General features: G+C 68.7%; 12 protein-coding genes and 2 pseudogenes. 8 read left to right on the top strand and 6 right to left on the bottom strand.

All coding sequences use genetic code 11. The features are described 5' to 3' along the window. Nucleotides 1-20 precede the first annotated feature (20 nt). Complete coding sequence (locus MHN84_RS17595; RefSeq protein WP_241205795.1) at nucleotides 21-995, top strand: PfkB family carbohydrate kinase; 975 nt, start codon at nucleotides 21-23, stop codon at nucleotides 993-995. Here the strand turns inward: MHN84_RS17595 and asnB are convergent. Next, the gene (asnB, locus tag MHN84_RS17590) at nucleotides 992-2,923 is read right to left on the bottom strand and encodes an asparagine synthase (glutamine-hydrolyzing) (protein ID WP_308192958.1); all 1,932 of its coding nucleotides are present in this window, start codon (nucleotides 2,921-2,923) and stop codon (nucleotides 992-994) included. The genes MHN84_RS17595 and asnB overlap by 4 nt on opposite strands. Before the next feature lie 113 nt (nucleotides 2,924-3,036). Here asnB and MHN84_RS17585 point away from each other — a divergent pair, with 113 nt between their 5' ends. From MHN84_RS17585 to MHN84_RS17570, 4 genes are all read left to right on the top strand, one after another. Next, complete coding sequence (locus MHN84_RS17585; protein ID WP_241205912.1) at nucleotides 3,037-4,119, top strand: cytochrome c oxidase subunit II; 1,083 nt, start codon at nucleotides 3,037-3,039, stop codon at nucleotides 4,117-4,119. Nucleotides 4,120-4,127: 8 nt separating this feature from the next. Continuing rightward, nucleotides 4,128-4,547 (top strand): cytochrome c oxidase subunit 4, encoded by a 420-nt coding sequence (locus tag MHN84_RS17580; protein ID WP_221359466.1) that lies wholly within the window; start codon nucleotides 4,128-4,130, stop codon nucleotides 4,545-4,547. Between the two features lie 179 nt (nucleotides 4,548-4,726). Continuing rightward, nucleotides 4,727-5,593, top strand: coding sequence for an MmpS family transport accessory protein (locus MHN84_RS17575; RefSeq protein WP_241205794.1), 867 nt, complete (start codon nucleotides 4,727-4,729; stop codon nucleotides 5,591-5,593). A 5-nt stretch (nucleotides 5,594-5,598) separates the two neighbouring features. Next, complete coding sequence (locus MHN84_RS17570; protein ID WP_241205793.1) at nucleotides 5,599-6,222, top strand: DUF2561 family protein; 624 nt, start codon at nucleotides 5,599-5,601, stop codon at nucleotides 6,220-6,222. Nucleotides 6,223-6,277: 55 nt separating this feature from the next. Here MHN84_RS17570 and MHN84_RS17565 read toward each other — a convergent pair whose 3' ends face one another. Genes MHN84_RS17565 through MHN84_RS17550 form a run of 4 tightly spaced genes read right to left on the bottom strand, consistent with a single transcriptional unit; the run spans nucleotide 6,278 to nucleotide 10,648 of the window. Then, entirely contained in the window at nucleotides 6,278-7,975 is a 1,698-nt protein-coding gene (locus MHN84_RS17565; protein WP_241205792.1) for a cytochrome bc complex cytochrome b subunit, read from the bottom strand. Further along, a complete protein-coding gene (locus MHN84_RS17560; RefSeq protein WP_241205791.1) occupies nucleotides 7,972-9,180 on the bottom strand; it encodes a ubiquinol-cytochrome c reductase iron-sulfur subunit in 1,209 nt (402 codons plus the stop codon). The genes MHN84_RS17565 and MHN84_RS17560 overlap by 4 nt, the downstream gene beginning before the upstream one ends. Continuing rightward, nucleotides 9,177-9,989, bottom strand: a complete 813-nt coding sequence (locus tag MHN84_RS17555; RefSeq protein ID WP_241205790.1) for a c-type cytochrome — start codon at nucleotides 9,987-9,989, stop codon at nucleotides 9,177-9,179. The genes MHN84_RS17560 and MHN84_RS17555 overlap by 4 nt, the downstream gene beginning before the upstream one ends. Nucleotides 9,990-10,036: 47 nt before the next feature. Next, on the bottom strand, nucleotides 10,037-10,648 hold the full coding sequence (locus tag MHN84_RS17550) for a heme-copper oxidase subunit III (RefSeq protein WP_241205789.1): 612 nt from the start codon (nucleotides 10,646-10,648) through the stop codon (nucleotides 10,037-10,039). Nucleotides 10,649-10,716: 68 nt separating this feature from the next. On the opposite strand from MHN84_RS17550, the gene trpD reads away from it, so the two are divergent. Then, entirely contained in the window at nucleotides 10,717-11,799 is a 1,083-nt protein-coding gene (trpD, locus tag MHN84_RS17545; RefSeq protein ID WP_241205788.1) for an anthranilate phosphoribosyltransferase, read from the top strand. Here the strand turns inward: trpD and MHN84_RS17540 are convergent. Further along, nucleotides 11,737-13,539 (bottom strand): annotated as a pseudogene (locus MHN84_RS17540) (DEDD exonuclease domain-containing protein); the annotation flags it as partial. The gene trpD and the pseudogene MHN84_RS17540 overlap by 63 nt on opposite strands. Nucleotides 13,540-13,654: 115 nt before the next feature. Between MHN84_RS17540 and MHN84_RS17535 the strand changes: the two are divergent. Together MHN84_RS17535 and MHN84_RS17530 are read left to right on the top strand one after the other, a co-directional pair. Further along, nucleotides 13,655-13,924, top strand: coding sequence for a hypothetical protein (locus MHN84_RS17535; RefSeq protein WP_241205787.1), 270 nt, complete (start codon nucleotides 13,655-13,657; stop codon nucleotides 13,922-13,924). Nucleotides 13,925-14,076: 152 nt separating this feature from the next. Next, nucleotides 14,077-14,734, top strand: a pseudogene (locus MHN84_RS17530) (endopeptidase); the annotation flags it as partial.

Below are 14,734 nucleotides of genomic sequence, written 5' to 3'. Positions count from 1 at the left end.
TTCACGAAGGGTGTGACTGCGTGACCATTGCCGTGACCGGATCGATCGCCACCGATCATCTGATGCGCTTCCCCGGCCGCTTCTCCGAGCAGCTGCTGGCCGACCACCTGCAGAAGGTGTCGCTGAGCTTCCTGGTCGACGATCTGGTGATGCACCGCGGCGGGGTCGCCGGAAACATGGCCTACGCGATGGGCGTGCTCGGCGGGCAGCCGACGCTGATCGGCGCGGTCGGCGCCGACTTCGACGACTACCGCGAGTGGCTGACCGGAGCCGGCGTCAACTGCGATGCGGTGCTGGTGTCGGAGTCCGCCTACACGGCGCGCTTCGTCTGCACCACCGACGAGGACATGGCGCAGATCGCGTCGTTCTATCCCGGCGCCATGTCGGAATCCCGCAACATCAAGCTCGCCGATGTCGTGACCCGCACGGGCACACCGGATCTGGTGATCATCGGGGCGAACGATCCCGAGGCGATGTTCCTCTACACCGAGGAATGCCGCTCGCTGGGCCTGGCGTTCGCCGCCGACCCGAGCCAGCAGCTCGCCCGGCTGTCGGGTGACGAGATCCGGCGGTTGATCGACGGCGCCACCTACCTGTTCACCAACGACTACGAGTGGGATCTGCTGCTCCAGAAGTCCGGGTGGTCGGAGGCCGAGGTGATGCAGCAGATCCAGCTGCGGGTCACCACGCTGGGGGAGAAGGGAGTCGACCTGGTGGGCCGGGACGGCACGTTCGTCCACGTCGACGTCGTGCCGGAGCGTCGTCGCGAGGACCCGACGGGCATCGGCGATGCGTTCCGCGCGGGCTTCCTCACCGGCCGTGACGCCGGCCTGTCCCTGGAGCGAGCCGCGCAGCTGGCCTCGCTGGTCGCGACGTTGGTGCTGGAGGCGCCCGGCCCGCAGGAGTGGACGTGGGATCGGGACGACGCGATCACGCGGCTCACCGATGCCTACGGCGACGACGCCGGCCGCGAGATCGCTTCGGCGCTCGCCTAGAGCTGAACCGGGTACGTCGGCTCGCTGATCGTCGGCGTCACGCTGTGCTCGATGAAGATCGCGTGCCACAGCATGAAGATCAACACCGTCCACAGCCGGCGGCTGTGATCGGCGGCGCCCGTGCGGTGTTCGTCGAGCATCGCGCGCACCGCCGACAGATCGAGCAGATCCCCGGCACCCGATGTCGCGATCATCCCGTACGCCCAGTCCAGCAGCTCGCCGGCGCGCAGCCAATGACGGATGGGTACCGGGAAGCCGAGCTTGGGGCGATGCAGCACATGGGCGGGGATGACCGGTTCCAGCGCCTTGCGCAGCGCGTACTTGGTCGTCGACCGGGTGATCTTCTGGTCATAGGGCAAGCGTGATGCGACGGCGAACACCTCCGGGTCGAGGAACGGCACCCGCAGCTCCAGCGAGTTCGCCATCGTCATCTTGTCGGCCTTGACCAGGATGTCGCCGCGCAGCCAGGTGAACAGGTCGATGTGCTGCATCCGCGCGACCGGGTCCCAGCCGACGGACTGCGCATACACCGGCGCGGTCACATCGGTGTGCGTCCACTCGGGCCGGAACCGCGCCAGCACCGCGCGCAGCTGTGCATCGGAGAAACTGCGCGCATTGCCGTAGTAGCGCTCCTCGAGCGTCAGCGAGCCGCGGTGCAGCAGACTCTTGCCCCGCATCCCCTCGGGCAGTGGGCCGGCCATCCGGCCGACCGACCTGCGCACACCCCGCGGCAGATAGTCGAACGGCTTCAGCGACAGCGGCTCGCGGTAGATCGTGTAGCCGCCGAACAGTTCGTCGGCGCCCTCACCCGAGAGCACCACCTTGACGTGCTTGCGGGCCTCCCGGGCGATGAAGAACAGCGGCACCAGCGCCGGGTCGGCCACTGGTTCGTCCAGATACCAGACGATCTCGGGCAGCGCGTCGACGAACTCGGCCTGGCTGACCACCTTGGTGACGTGCCGGGCACCGATCGCCTCGGCCGACGCGACCGCGACGTCGACCTCCGAGAAGCCGGCGCGCTCGAAACCGGTGGTGAACGTGATCAGCCGCGGGTTGTGGCGCATCGCCAGTGCCGCGATCGCCGTGGAGTCGATGCCGCCCGACAGGAACGACCCGACGGTGACGTCGGCACGCATGTGCTTGGCCACCGAGTCCTCGAGCACCGCGGTGATCTCGTCGTACCGTGACTGCTCGCGCCCCGCCACGAAAGGCACGGCTGCGAAGCGCGGCGTGAAGTAGCGGGTCACTTCGGGTGCCGCGCCCGGCCGCACCCGTGCGTAGCTGCCCGATTCGAGCCGCCGGATACCGCGCTGCAGCGTCTCGGGCTCCGGGACGTACTGCAGCACGGTGTAGTGCTGCACGGCGCGCTCGTCGATGCTCAGGTCGACACCGAGCTGCCCGGCCATGTCGAGGAGGCACTTCTTCTCGCTGCCCACGGCCGTGCCGCCCGGGCCGGTGGCCATGTACAGCGGTTTGATGCCGAAGGGATCGCGGGCGCAGAACAGCTCCTCGGTGACGGTGTCCCACAGCGCGAACGCGAACATCCCGCGAAGGCGGGTGAGCGCCTCAGCGCCCCAGTGGTGGTAGGCGGCGACGATGGCCTCGCCGTCCCCGTCGGTGTGGAAGACGGCGCCGTGCTCGGCGGCCAGGGCCTCCCTCAGCTCGAGGTAGTTGTAGATCTCACCGTTGAACACCAGCGCGTAGCGCTGCGGAGCCTCGGCCGGACCCCAGCGCAACGGCTGATGGCTGTGGGCGATGTCGATGATCGAGAGCCGGTTGAAGCCGAGCACCACGCGGTCGTCGTTCCAGGTCCCGGGCTCGTCGGGACCCCGATGACGCATCAGATGGCTGGCGCCGGAGACGGCGTCGACGAGGCTGGGGGAGACGTCATGGGCAGGATCGGTCACCAACGCCAGCAGTCCGCACACCGCGCCAGTATGTCTGATCGTCCGGGCGCTCTCGGACCGGCGTGGGTGGGCACTTCCTGACATTGCCCCGGTCGCATGGAACTGCTCGGGAAGCGTGGTCTACGCTGCGTAGTATTCAATGCAGCCGTCTGACCGTCCGGCGGTCGATCGACTTGGTAGGAGGCGCCAACGTGCCCGCTCGCGGCCTGAAGTTGGTGGCATTGTCCCTGCTCCTGGGAGGGACGACAGTCCTGCTCAGCGGATGCAGCTGGTCCGATGCTCTCGCCCTGGGATGGCCCAAGGGCATCACCCCCGAAGCGCACCTCAACCGTGAGCTGTGGATCGGTTCCATGATCGCCGCGCTGGTCGTCGGCGCGATCGTCTACGTCCTGCTGTTCTGGACCGTGGTGTTCCACCGCAAGAAGAAGGGCGACCAGGAACTGCCCCGCCAGTTCGGCTACAACATGCCGCTCGAGCTGGCCCTGACGGTCACCCCGTTCCTCATCATCTCGGTGCTCTTCTACTTCACCGTCGTCGTGCAGGAGCGGATGCTGCACAAGGAGCCCAACCCCGAGGTCGTCGTCGACGTCACGGCATTCCAGTGGAACTGGAAGTTCGGCTACCAGAAGATCGACTTCAGTGACGGCACCTTCACCTACGACGGCGCCGACAACGCCCGCAAAGAGGCGATGACCTCCAAGCCGGAGGGCACCTACGAGAACGGTGAGGAGCGCGTCGGCGCGATCCGCGGCCTCAACCCCGAGGACCGTAGCTACCTGAACTTCGACAAGGTCGAGACCCTCGGCTCGTCGACCGAGATCCCGGTCCTGGTGGTGCCGTCCGGGAAGCGCATCGAGTTCCAGATCGCCTCGGCCGATGTGATCCACGGCTTCTGGGTGCCGGAGTTCCTGTTCAAGCGGGACGTGCTGCCGGATCCGAAGGCGAACAACTCCGACAATGTCTTCCAGGTCAGCGAGATCAACAAGACCGGCGCCTTCGTGGGCCGCTGCACCGAGATGTGCGGCACGTATCACGCGATGATGAATTTCGAGCTGCGCGTCGTCGAGCCCAACGATTTCAAGGCCTACATGGATCAGCGCATCGCCGGTAAGACCAACGCCGAGGCGCTGCAGGCGATCAACCAGTCGCCGGTCGCAACCACCACCAAGCCGTTCGACACGCGCCGCGGTGAGCAGGCGCCCCAGGCGAGCAGGTAGGACAGCAGATGCATATCGAAGCCCGGTTGTTCGAGTTCCTCACGGCGTTCTTCGCGCTGGCGACGGTGGTGTACGCGGTGCTCACCGCGCTGTTCGCCCAGGGCGGAGTGGAGTGGGCCGGTACCACGGCGCTCGCCCTCACGACGGGCCTGACGCTGATCACCGGCACGTTCTTCCGCTTCGTCGCCCGCCGGTTGGACACCCGCCCCGAGGACTACGAAGACGCCGAGATCGCCGACGGCGCCGGCGAACTGGGCTTCTACAGCCCGCACAGCTGGTGGCCGGTCATGATCGCGCTGTCGGCCTCGGTCACCGCGGTCGGCATGGCCCTGTGGCTGCCGTGGCTCATCGTCGCCGGCGTCTGCTTCGTGCTCACCACGGTCTCCGGGCTGGTCTTCGAGTACCACACCGGACCCGAGAAGCACTAGCCGCTGTCGTCGTTCGGCGCTGCAGCCCGGGGCAAGGTCACAATCCGGCATGAGTTGGCCGGCGACGGACTTCCTGCCCCTCTCCACGACATCGGAGTTGGGTAGTGTTGCCGGCGCACCGCGAGCCGCCGTCGGCGGTGATCGGCGCCCGAGAAGCTGGCTGAGAAGGATTGACGCACATGAGCGGGCCTAGAGGCGATGAGCCGGGTGACCGGTCCTCGGCCGACGAACCGACCCAGGACGTCTCGGGTGTCGCCCCGGACAGCGACGCGAGTGCACCCGGCACCGGTCCGACCGACCACTACTCGCGGGCCTACTCCGCCCCGGAATCCGAACAGTTCGTCAGCCCTCCCTACCTCCCCGCCGAATCGTCGCTCTACGACTACGACAGCTACGACGCATCAGCCGACACCGGCGAGACCCCCGATCCGCCGCGATGGCCGTGGGTGGTCGGTGTCGTCGCGATCATCGCCGCCATCGCGCTGGTGGTGTCGGTGTCGGTCCTGGTGACACGCACCGACACCGACAACCTCGCGACGCCGGAGACGACCACCAGCGCTCCGCCGCCGGTGCAGGACGAGATCACCACCACGACACCCCCGCCGCCCCCGCCCCCGCCGCCACCGAGCACCGAGGAACCGCCGCCGCCCCCGCCGGAGACGGTGACGGTCACCGAACCTCCGCCGGAGCCGGCTCCCACCGAGGCGCCGCCGCCCCCGCCGCCACCGACCACCACGGAAGCGCCGCCGCCACCACCCACCACGACGCGGGCCGGCCCACGCCAGGTCACCTACTCCGTGACCGGCACCAAGGCGCCCGGCGACATCATCACGGTGACCTACACCGACGCCTCGGGGCGCAGCCGCACCCAACGCAACGTGTACATCCCGTGGTCGTTGACCGTCACCCCGATCTCGCAGTCCGAGGTGGGCTCGGTGCAGGCGTCGAGCCTGTTCCTGGTCAGTCGGCTCAACTGCTCGATCACGACCAGCGACGGCACGGTGTTGTCCTCGAACACCGGCAACGCCGCGCAGACCAACTGCTAGCCGACATGACGACACCCGCTGCCCGCTACACCCCGGACCGCACGGATCGCGTCCTGCTGGGCGGCTGCGCGGCCGCATGGCTCGCCGCATTGGGCGCCGGTGTCGCCGCGACGGTGGCACTGGTCGACCTCGGTAGCGGCCGCACCGCGTCCGGCGACTCCGGCACGCCCTGGTTCCTCTACGTCGTGATCGGGGTGTCGGCGGCGGTGATCCTCGCCGCCGTGCCGTTGCTGCTGCGGGCCCGCCGAGATGCGCGCGGTGACGCGGGGCCCCGGGAGTCGAAGCCGACTCCGACGGCAGCCTCCGGTGAGCAGGGGAGCGCTCCACCGCGGGTCGCAGACGCGCCGACGGAGAAGATCCGCGCGGTCGCTCCGGCCCAGAGTGTCTCGGCTGCACCCAGCCCGTCCGGGTCGCCCGTCGTGGAACAGCTGACGTTGCGCTGCGCAGCCTCGATCGGCGCCGCGATGGGCGTTGCGTACGTGCTGATCGGGACCGCGACCTACCTGATGGCCGTCGACAACGACGTCACCTCGTGGGTGTTCTACGGTGCCGCCGGCGTCGTCACGGCCGCGATGATCGGCCTCCCGATCTACTTCCTGCGTGAGCTGCGCAGCCACGCCGACGCATAAAAAACATCCGCCCCGGCCGGAGCCGGAGCGGATGTCGTTGTCGTGCGGGGGCCGGTCAGTGATGACCGTTGTCGGATGACCCGTTGGAGTGGCCGTTCGACGATCCGTGCCCGTTGGAGCTGTTGTGCCCGTTGGAGCCCTCGTGGCTGACACGTTCACGCAGCGCCGTGATCGCCCGATGCTCGGCCGCGTGGGCCGCCTCGGTGAGCGCCTGGTGCTCGGACACCGGGTCGGCGCTGAGGAAGCCACCCGTGCCCGGAGCGCCGGCCGAACCCAGCTTGTTCATCCGCTTCGGCAGAGCCGCACCCTGGTACTCCAGCGGGATGGCGTGGCCGTGCTCGTCGACGGGGCCCAGCGGCTGGTGCAGCTCGATGTAGGCACCGTGCGGCAGGCGCTTGATGATGCCCGTCTCGATACCGTGCTCGAGCACCTCGCGGTCGCTGCGCTGCAGCGCCACCGCCCAGCGGTAGGCGATGTAGTAGACGATCGCCGGGAGCACCACCATGCCGATACGGCCGATCCACGTCGTCGCGTTCAGCGAGATGTGGAACTTCAGCGCGATGATGTCGTTCATGCAGGCGAAGGTCAGCACGATGTACAGCGAGATCGCCGCCGCGCCGATCGCGGTGCGCGTCGGTGCGTCACGCGGACGCTGCAACAGGTTGTGGTGCGCGTCGTCGCCGGAGAACTTCTTCTCCAGGAACGGGTAGGCGATCAGCAGCATGAACACCACACCCATGCCCAGCGCCACCCACACGCCCTGCGGGATGGTGTGGCCGAACGGGTAGAACTCCCAGGCCGGCCACAGTCGGATCAGGCCGTCGGTCCACATCATGTAGAAGTCGGGCTGGCTACCCGCAGACACCTGCGACGGTTTGTACGGCCCCAGCACCCAGATCGGGTTGATCTGCAGCAGACCGCCCATCAGGCCGAGGATGCCGACCGTGACCGCGAAGAACGCGCCGGACTTGACCGCGAACACCGGCATGACGCGCACGCCGACGACGTTGGTCTCGGTCCGCCCGGGGCCGGGGAACTGGGTGTGCTTCTGGAACCACACCAGCGCCAGGTGCACGCCGATCAGGGCCAGGATGATCCCGGGGATCAGCAGGATGTGCAGCGCGTAGAGGCGCGGGATGAGGATCTCGCCGGGGAAGTCGCCACCGAACAGCGCCCAGTGCATCCAGGTACCGATGACGGGGATGCCCATCGTGATGCCCGACAGTGCGGCGCGGATGCCGGTGCCCGAGAGCAGGTCGTCGGGCAGCGAGTACCCGAAGAAGCCTTCGAACATCGCCAGGATCAGCAGCAACGAGCCGATCACCCAGTTGGCCTCACGGGGGCGGCGGAACGCGCCGGTGAAGAAGATGCGGGCGAGGTGGACCATGATCGACGCGGCGAACAGCAGCGCCGCCCAGTGATGCACCTGCCGGACGAACAGGCCGCCGCGGATCTCGAAGCTGATGTCGAGGGCCGTCTCGTATGCCCGGGACATCCCGACGCCGCGCAACGGCTGGTAGACGCCGTCGTAGACGACGTGCGTCATCGACGGGTCGAAGAACAGGGTCAACCAGACGCCGGTGAGCAGCAGCACGATGAAGCTGTACATCGCGATCTCGCCCAGCAGGAAGGACCAGTGGGTCGGGAACACCTTGTTCAGCTGGCGACGTACCGCTGCCGACGGGTGGTAGCGGGAGTCGATGGCGTCGCCCTGCTTGGCGGCGATCTCGGCCATGTTGGGTCGTGGGCTCATGATTCGCGCTCCCAGAATGCCGGTCCGACGGGTTCGATGAAATCACCGTTGGCTACAAGGTAGCCCTCTTGATCGATGGTGATCGGTAGCTGCGCCAACGCGCGGGCAGCGGGTCCGAAGATGGGCCGGGCGAAGTGCAGCGCGTCGAACTGCGATTGGTGGCACGGGCACAGGATTCGGTAGGTCTGCTGCTCGTACAGAGACGCCGGGCAGCCCAGGTGGGAGCACACCTTCGTGTAGGCGAACAGCTCGCCGAAGTTGAAGCTCTCCTGGCCCTGGCGCTTGACCACTCGCGACATGTCGCCGGGCCGGATGCGGATGAGCATGACCGGGTTGCGCACGCCCATCGCGATCTCGGTGAGCTTGTGCTCGGACTCCACCGTGGTGCCGTCGCCGTCGGACTCGCGCCACGGGAACACCGTCTCCATGCCGCCGGCGTCGATGTCCTCGGGGCGCATCTTGACGAACGGCGACTCGCCCGGGCGGCCGGTGGCGCGTGCGAGGTAGATGGTCTCGCCGGTGAAGCGGGGCGTCCACCCCGACGTCCACAGCACGGCCTTCATGCCCTCGGCCGTCGGCACCACGGGCTTCCACGGGTTCTTGATCAGACCGCCGAGGAAGGCCACCAGCGTGCCGAGCCCGAACGCGCCGAACCCGATGCCCAGCGAGAGCCCGATCAGCTTGCGCCGCTTCAGTGTCGAGCCTTCCAGCGCGTCGCCGAGGTTGGCGGCGACGGTCCGGCGGTGCAGCTCGGGGGAGGCGCCGTCGTGGCGCTCCTGGATCGAGATCTCCTCGGGGATGAACTTCTTCTGGAACAGCACCGCGCCGACACCGATGGACAGCACCGACAGGCCGAACGTCAGGCCGTACAGCGGCGTCGCCAGCGCGTACAGCCACTCGCCCTCGGCGCCGAACGGCTTGTACTCCCACGGCCAGAACAAGAAGATCAGCAGCAGCGCGAGACCCGAAACACCGGCCAGCAGAAGCCAGTACGCGACGGTGCGCTCAGCGCGCTTCTCGGCCTTGGTGCCCGGGACGGGCCAGCGCGGCTCTTTGTAGACGATCTCGACGCCGTCGAGCTTGCCGCCGAGTTCGAGCAGCTGCTCCTGGGACATCTCGGCGAGTTCAGCGTCGGTCGGCTGCCCGGGGGTACCCAACTGGCCGGGGGTGTCGGAACCTTTATCCGCGCCCGTACCTTCACTCATGCTCGTGCTCCGATCCAGAGGGCGGCCGCGATGATGGCCACCATGCCGACGATCCACGCGACCATGCCCTCGGACGTGGGGCCGAAGCCGCCCAGTCCGAGACCGCCCGGCGACGGCGTCTCGGCCGCTTCCCTGACATAGGCGACGATGTCGCGCTTCTCGTCAGGGGAGAGCTGCCGGTCGGAGAACTTCGGCATGTTCTGCGGGCCGGTCAGCATCGCGGTGTAGACCTGTGCGGGCACCTTCGCCGCGTCACCGAGATCAGGTGCGTACTTGCCCGACGACAGGGCGCCACCCTTACCGGTGAAGTTGTGGCACGACGCGCAGTTCAGCCGGAACAGGTCGCCGCCGCGGGCCACGTCGTTGCCGATCAGCGACTGCGAGGCGATCGCGCCGTTCTCGTCGCGCGGCACGACGGGGCCGCCGCCGTTGGCCTGGATGTAGGCCCCCAGCGCGTCGATCTGGGCCTCGTCGAACGCCGGTTCCTTGCGCTGGGCCTGCGCCTCGCCGCGCATCGCGGGCATCCGGCCGGTGGCCACCTGGAAGTAGACAGCGGCCTCGCCGACGCCGATGAGGCTCGGGCCGCGGTCCGCCACACCCTGCAGATTGGCGCCGTGGCAGGTGATGCACGCGGTGTCGTAGAGCTGCTCGCCGGTGCGCAGCATGGCCGAGGCCGATTCGTCGGCCACCGCGACCTGCGGCGTCGGCGTGAAGGTGGCCGCCAGACCACCGGCCACTGCCAGTCCGATCAGCAGCAGCAGCGCCGCCGAGACGCGCCGGCGCAACCGGCGCTTGGACTTGCTTGTCATCGAACCCCTTCTTTTCTGCGGGCTGCCAGGCTGTGTCGCCGAATCCGTCATCGGACGAAGTAGATGACGGCGAACAGGGCGATCCAGACGATGTCGACGAAGTGCCAGTAGTACGAGACCACGATCGCGGCGGTGGCCTGCGCCGGGGTGAACTTGCTCATCCGGGTGCGCAGCAGCAGCAGGATGAACGCCACCAGACCGCCGATCACGTGCAGGCCGTGGAAACCGGTCGCCAGGTAGAAGACGGTGCCGTAGGCGCTTCCCGGGATCGTCGTGCCCTCGTGCACCAGGTGGTAGTACTCGTAGCCCTGGCCGCAGACGAAGAACAGACCCATCGCGAACGTCAGCAGGTACCAGCGACGCAGCCCGAACACGTCGCCGCGCTCGGCCGCGAACACGCCCATCTGGCAGGTGAACGACGAGGCGATCAGCACCAGTGTCACCGGTACCGCGAGCGCGAGGTTCAACTCGGTCGGGGGCGGCGGCCACACACCGCCGGCCTGGGCGCGGGCCGTGAAGTACATCGCGAACAGGCCAGCAAAGAACATCAACTCGCTGGAAAGCCACACGATCGTGCCAACACTGACCATGTTCGGACGGTTCAGCGAATGCACTCGCGACGTGATGGCGGTTCCCGAAGTCCCTACAGCGCTCGTCACAGCTGCAAGTATGACGCTTTGTAGTTGTCTAACTCCACCCGGGTCGAGCAATTCGTCATAATCGCGTCGTGACTCCTGCTCCCGCTGCGCACGACCCGTCTGTGGCCGCTCCGACATGGTCGGTGATCCTCGGCCGCCTGACCACCAACCAGTCGCTCCTGCCGGGGCAGGCGGCGTGGGCGATGGACGAGATCATGACCGGCGCCGCCACGCCCGCGCAGATCGCCGGCTTCGGCGTGTCGATGAAGATGAAGCGGCCCACCTCGGCGGAGGTGGGTGAGCTCGCCGACATCATGCTCAAGCACGCGCACCGCGTGCCCACCGAGACCATCGGCACCGACACCGTCGACGTGGTGGGCACCGGGGGCGACGGCGCGAACACCGTGAACCTGTCGACCATGGCGTCGATCGTCGTGGCCGCTGCGGGGGTCAAGGTGGTCAAGCACGGCAATCGGGCGGCGACGTCGCTGTCCGGCGGCGCCGACACACTCGAGGCCCTCGGGGTGCGTATCGACCTGGGGCCGGAGGAGGTCGCGCGCTGTGTCGCCGAGGTGGGCATCGGATTCGCGTTCGCGCCGCAGTTCCATCCGTCCTACCGGCACGCCGGGGTGGCACGGCGCGAGATCGGCGTCCCGACGGTCTTCAACCTGCTCGGACCGCTGACCAACCCGGCGGGACCGCGTGCCGGTTTGATCGGCTGCGCGTGGGGAGAATTGGCCGAGGTGATGGCGGAGGTGTTCGCCACCCGCGGCTCCAGCGTGCTGGTGGTGCACGGCGACGACGGCCTCGACGAGTTGACGACGACGACCACGAGCACCATCTGGCGGGTCCAGGCGGGCACCGTGGACCGGCTGCGGTTCGACCCTGCCGCGTTCGGCTTCGCCCGCGCGCACATCTCGGAGCTGGTCGGTGGTGACGCCGAGTCGAACGCCGCCGAAGCCCGCGCGGTGCTCGGCGGAGCGACGGGTCCGGTGCGCGACGCCGTATTGCTCAACGCCGCAGGCGCCCTGGTGTCCCATGCGGGGCTATCCAGCGACGCCAAGTGGGTTCCGGCGTGGGAGTCCGGGCTCGCGCGGGCCACGGAGGCGATCGACTCCGGGGCGGCCGAACAGCTGCTCGCGCGTTGGGCTCGGTTCACCCAGGAGTTCTGAGGCGGCCACCTGCTCGTCGAGCTGCTCGGCCGCCACCCGGGCCGAGCGGGCCGACGCGGCCCAGCCTGCCCACCGTCCCGCGGCGCCGATCGGTGAGCAGTAGCCCGCATCGGATTCGGAGCCGGCGCGCACGATCCGCACGCCGGGGTGGGTCAGCCATCGCGCGATGAGCGCGATCTCCTCGATCAGGGCGCCGCCGTGCGGCGCGGCGCTGGGCAGCACCGTCTGGGCGGCCGCGCACAGCGCGTCGACGACCGGCATCGGTGGCACCCCGCGGGGGGCCACGCCCGCGGCGGCGAGCTGGCCGTGCCGGATCACGGCCAGGTGCCAGCCACGCTCACCGTCGGGTCGTGCCGCGACGAGCTCCCCGATCACCGACAGCGCGCGCAGCCGCTGACCGCGCCACAGCACGTCGATCGCCGCTGACGCCCGGTCCCGCATCCGGGCTGCCGTCTCGTAGCGGTGTCGCTGCGCCAGATCGTCGATGTGGGCGAGGATCGCGCGCAGCGCCTCTGCGCTGCGGCCGTCGATCAGCGCGTGCGCGGCATCGACCGCGACGGCGTAGTCCTGCGCACTGATTCCGCGCACGGCAGGGCAGGGGGAGACCTCGACGTCCGGACACGCCGGCCCGTGCACGGCGCTGCGGGAGAGCCGCTTGGTGCAGGTCCGGATTCCGGTGAACCGGGCGATCAGCGCGGCGGCATCGAGTGCGTCGGCCCGGGCGCGGAACGGACCGAGCGCGATGTCGCTGCGGGGGCTGCGTACCGCGGAGAAGCGCGGGAACGTCTCGTCGGTGAGGGAGACCCACCACCAGCGGTGCGGGAACTTGGAGCGGCGGTTGTACGGGGGTGCGTGCGCAGCCAGCAGGCGCAGCTCGCGCACACCGGCCTCGAGATCGTGAGCGCACTCGACGTGGTCGATGCCGGTGGCCAGCGACGCCATCTCCTTCATCCGGGTGCGCGGGTCCGCCCCGGTGAAGTACTGGCTCACCCGGCGCCGCAGGTCCTTCGCGGTGCCCACGTAGAGCACCTCGTCCGAGGGGCCGCGGAACAGGTACACCCCGGGGGCGTGCGGCACCGTCGTGGCCAGGCGGCGGTTGCGGCGTTGGGCCGGGGTCACATCGGGCAGGTAGGACCGCAGCTCGGTGTAGGTCTGTACGCCCTGATTGCCGACGCGCTCGATCAGGCCGTGCAGCACGTCGACCGTGGCCCGCGCATCGGCCAGCGCCCGGTGGTTGGGCGTGGTGGCCGCCCCGAACAGCTGCGCCAGCGCCGAGAGACGCACGCTGGGCGCCTCGTCGCGGGTCAGCACCCGGCGTGCCAGCCGCACCGTGCACAGCACCGGCGGCTTGGGCCACGGGATGTGGTTGCGTTCGGCGGCGGCGCGCAGGAACCCGACGTCGAAGCCCGCGTTGTGGGCGACCAGCACCGCCCCGCGTGCGAACTCGAGGAACGCCGGCAGGACCTCCTCGATACGCGGCGCGTCGTAGACCATCGCGGTCGTGATGCCGGTCAGCGCCACGATCTGGGGCGGGATGGCCCGGCCCGGGTCGACCAGCGTCGCGAACTCACCGAGAATCTCGCCCCCGCGCACCTTCACCGCGCCGATCTCGGTGATCTGGTCGTGTCGCTCGCCGCTGGATCGCCCTCCCGTGGTCTCCAGGTCGACGACGACGAAGGTGGTCTCCCGCAGCGTCAGGTCAGCCGCCGGATCGACATCGGCGAAGCTCAGCTGACCCATGCGCCGACCGTAGGACGACGGGCCGACAAGTGCCGCGCAGCCACGCGCGTTCGAGCGCGCCGACTTGTCGGTCGCTGTCGATACCGTGCCCTCGACTGCGACGAGAGGACAGGGCATGCGTCATCACGAGCCACATGACCAGGCACGACAGGACGAGGGTTACGGCGATTCCGGCGCCGATTCCGGGACGGTCACCATCGATTGTGACGACTGCGCGGTACGCGGTCCGGGCTGCCAGGACTGCGTAGTCAGCGTGCTCCTCGGAATTCCCGAAAATTTGCTGGTGGACGAGCAGCGTGCATTGGAAGTGCTGGCCGACGTGGGCCTGGCGCCGCGGTTGAGGCTCGTCCCGTTACATCGGCGGGGCACGCCCGGCGTTGCCTGACGACACTTGGCGTCACCGTCGTCCCATCCTTCACAGGAGCACCTGTTAAATTTGCGTCTCCTGTTGGACAAGGCCGATGCCGTTTCGTAACCTATCTGAGACCTAAGAGAGTTCAAGGCAGCTCGTTACGGCAGTTGAAGGACGCATAAATCTTGACGCTCGACCGCGCGCATCGGAGCATCAGCCGTTTCTGGCGACCCGCAATCAGTGCCTTGGCCTCGGTGGCCGTCGTCGGCGCCCTGGCCGCCGGAGCCGGGCACGCCGACCCGGCCAGCGATGCGCTGGCCAAGCTCAACGAGCTGTCGCGCCAGGCCGAGCAGACGACGGAGGCCATGCACTCCGCGCAACTCGACCTGAACAAGAAGCTGGAGATCCAGCAGGCGGCAGAAGTCAAGCACGCCAACGATGTTGCGGCCGTGGACTCCGCGAAGGCCGAGCTCGCCGACTTCCAGCGCAAGGTGAACGATCTGGCCGCCGCCCAGTACATGGGTGGGCGGCCGTCGGGCTTCCAGGCCATGCTGACCGCATCCTCGCCACAGGGCCTGATCGACCAGCTGTCGATCCAGCGGGTGATGGCGCATGAGATGTCGGCGCAGATGTCGCGCTATCTCGAGGTGGGTAAGCAAGCGGAGGCCGCGGAGAAGGCGTCCGCGGTGTCGGCGTCGGAGGCCAAGACCGCCGCGGAACAGGCCGCCGCGGTGCGCGCTGATCTGCAGTCCAAGCAAAGCCAACTGCAGGTGCAGATCGCCGTCGTCAAGTCCCAGTACGACACTCTGCCCCCGCCTCAGCGGGAGGCGTTGGCCGCCATGC

Origin of the sequence: Mycobacterium sp. PSTR-4-N (assembly GCF_022348085.1) — a bacterium.
GTDB lineage: Bacteria > Actinomycetota > Actinomycetes > Mycobacteriales > Mycobacteriaceae > Mycobacterium.
This window is presented reverse-complemented; position numbering and strand designations above follow the sequence as displayed.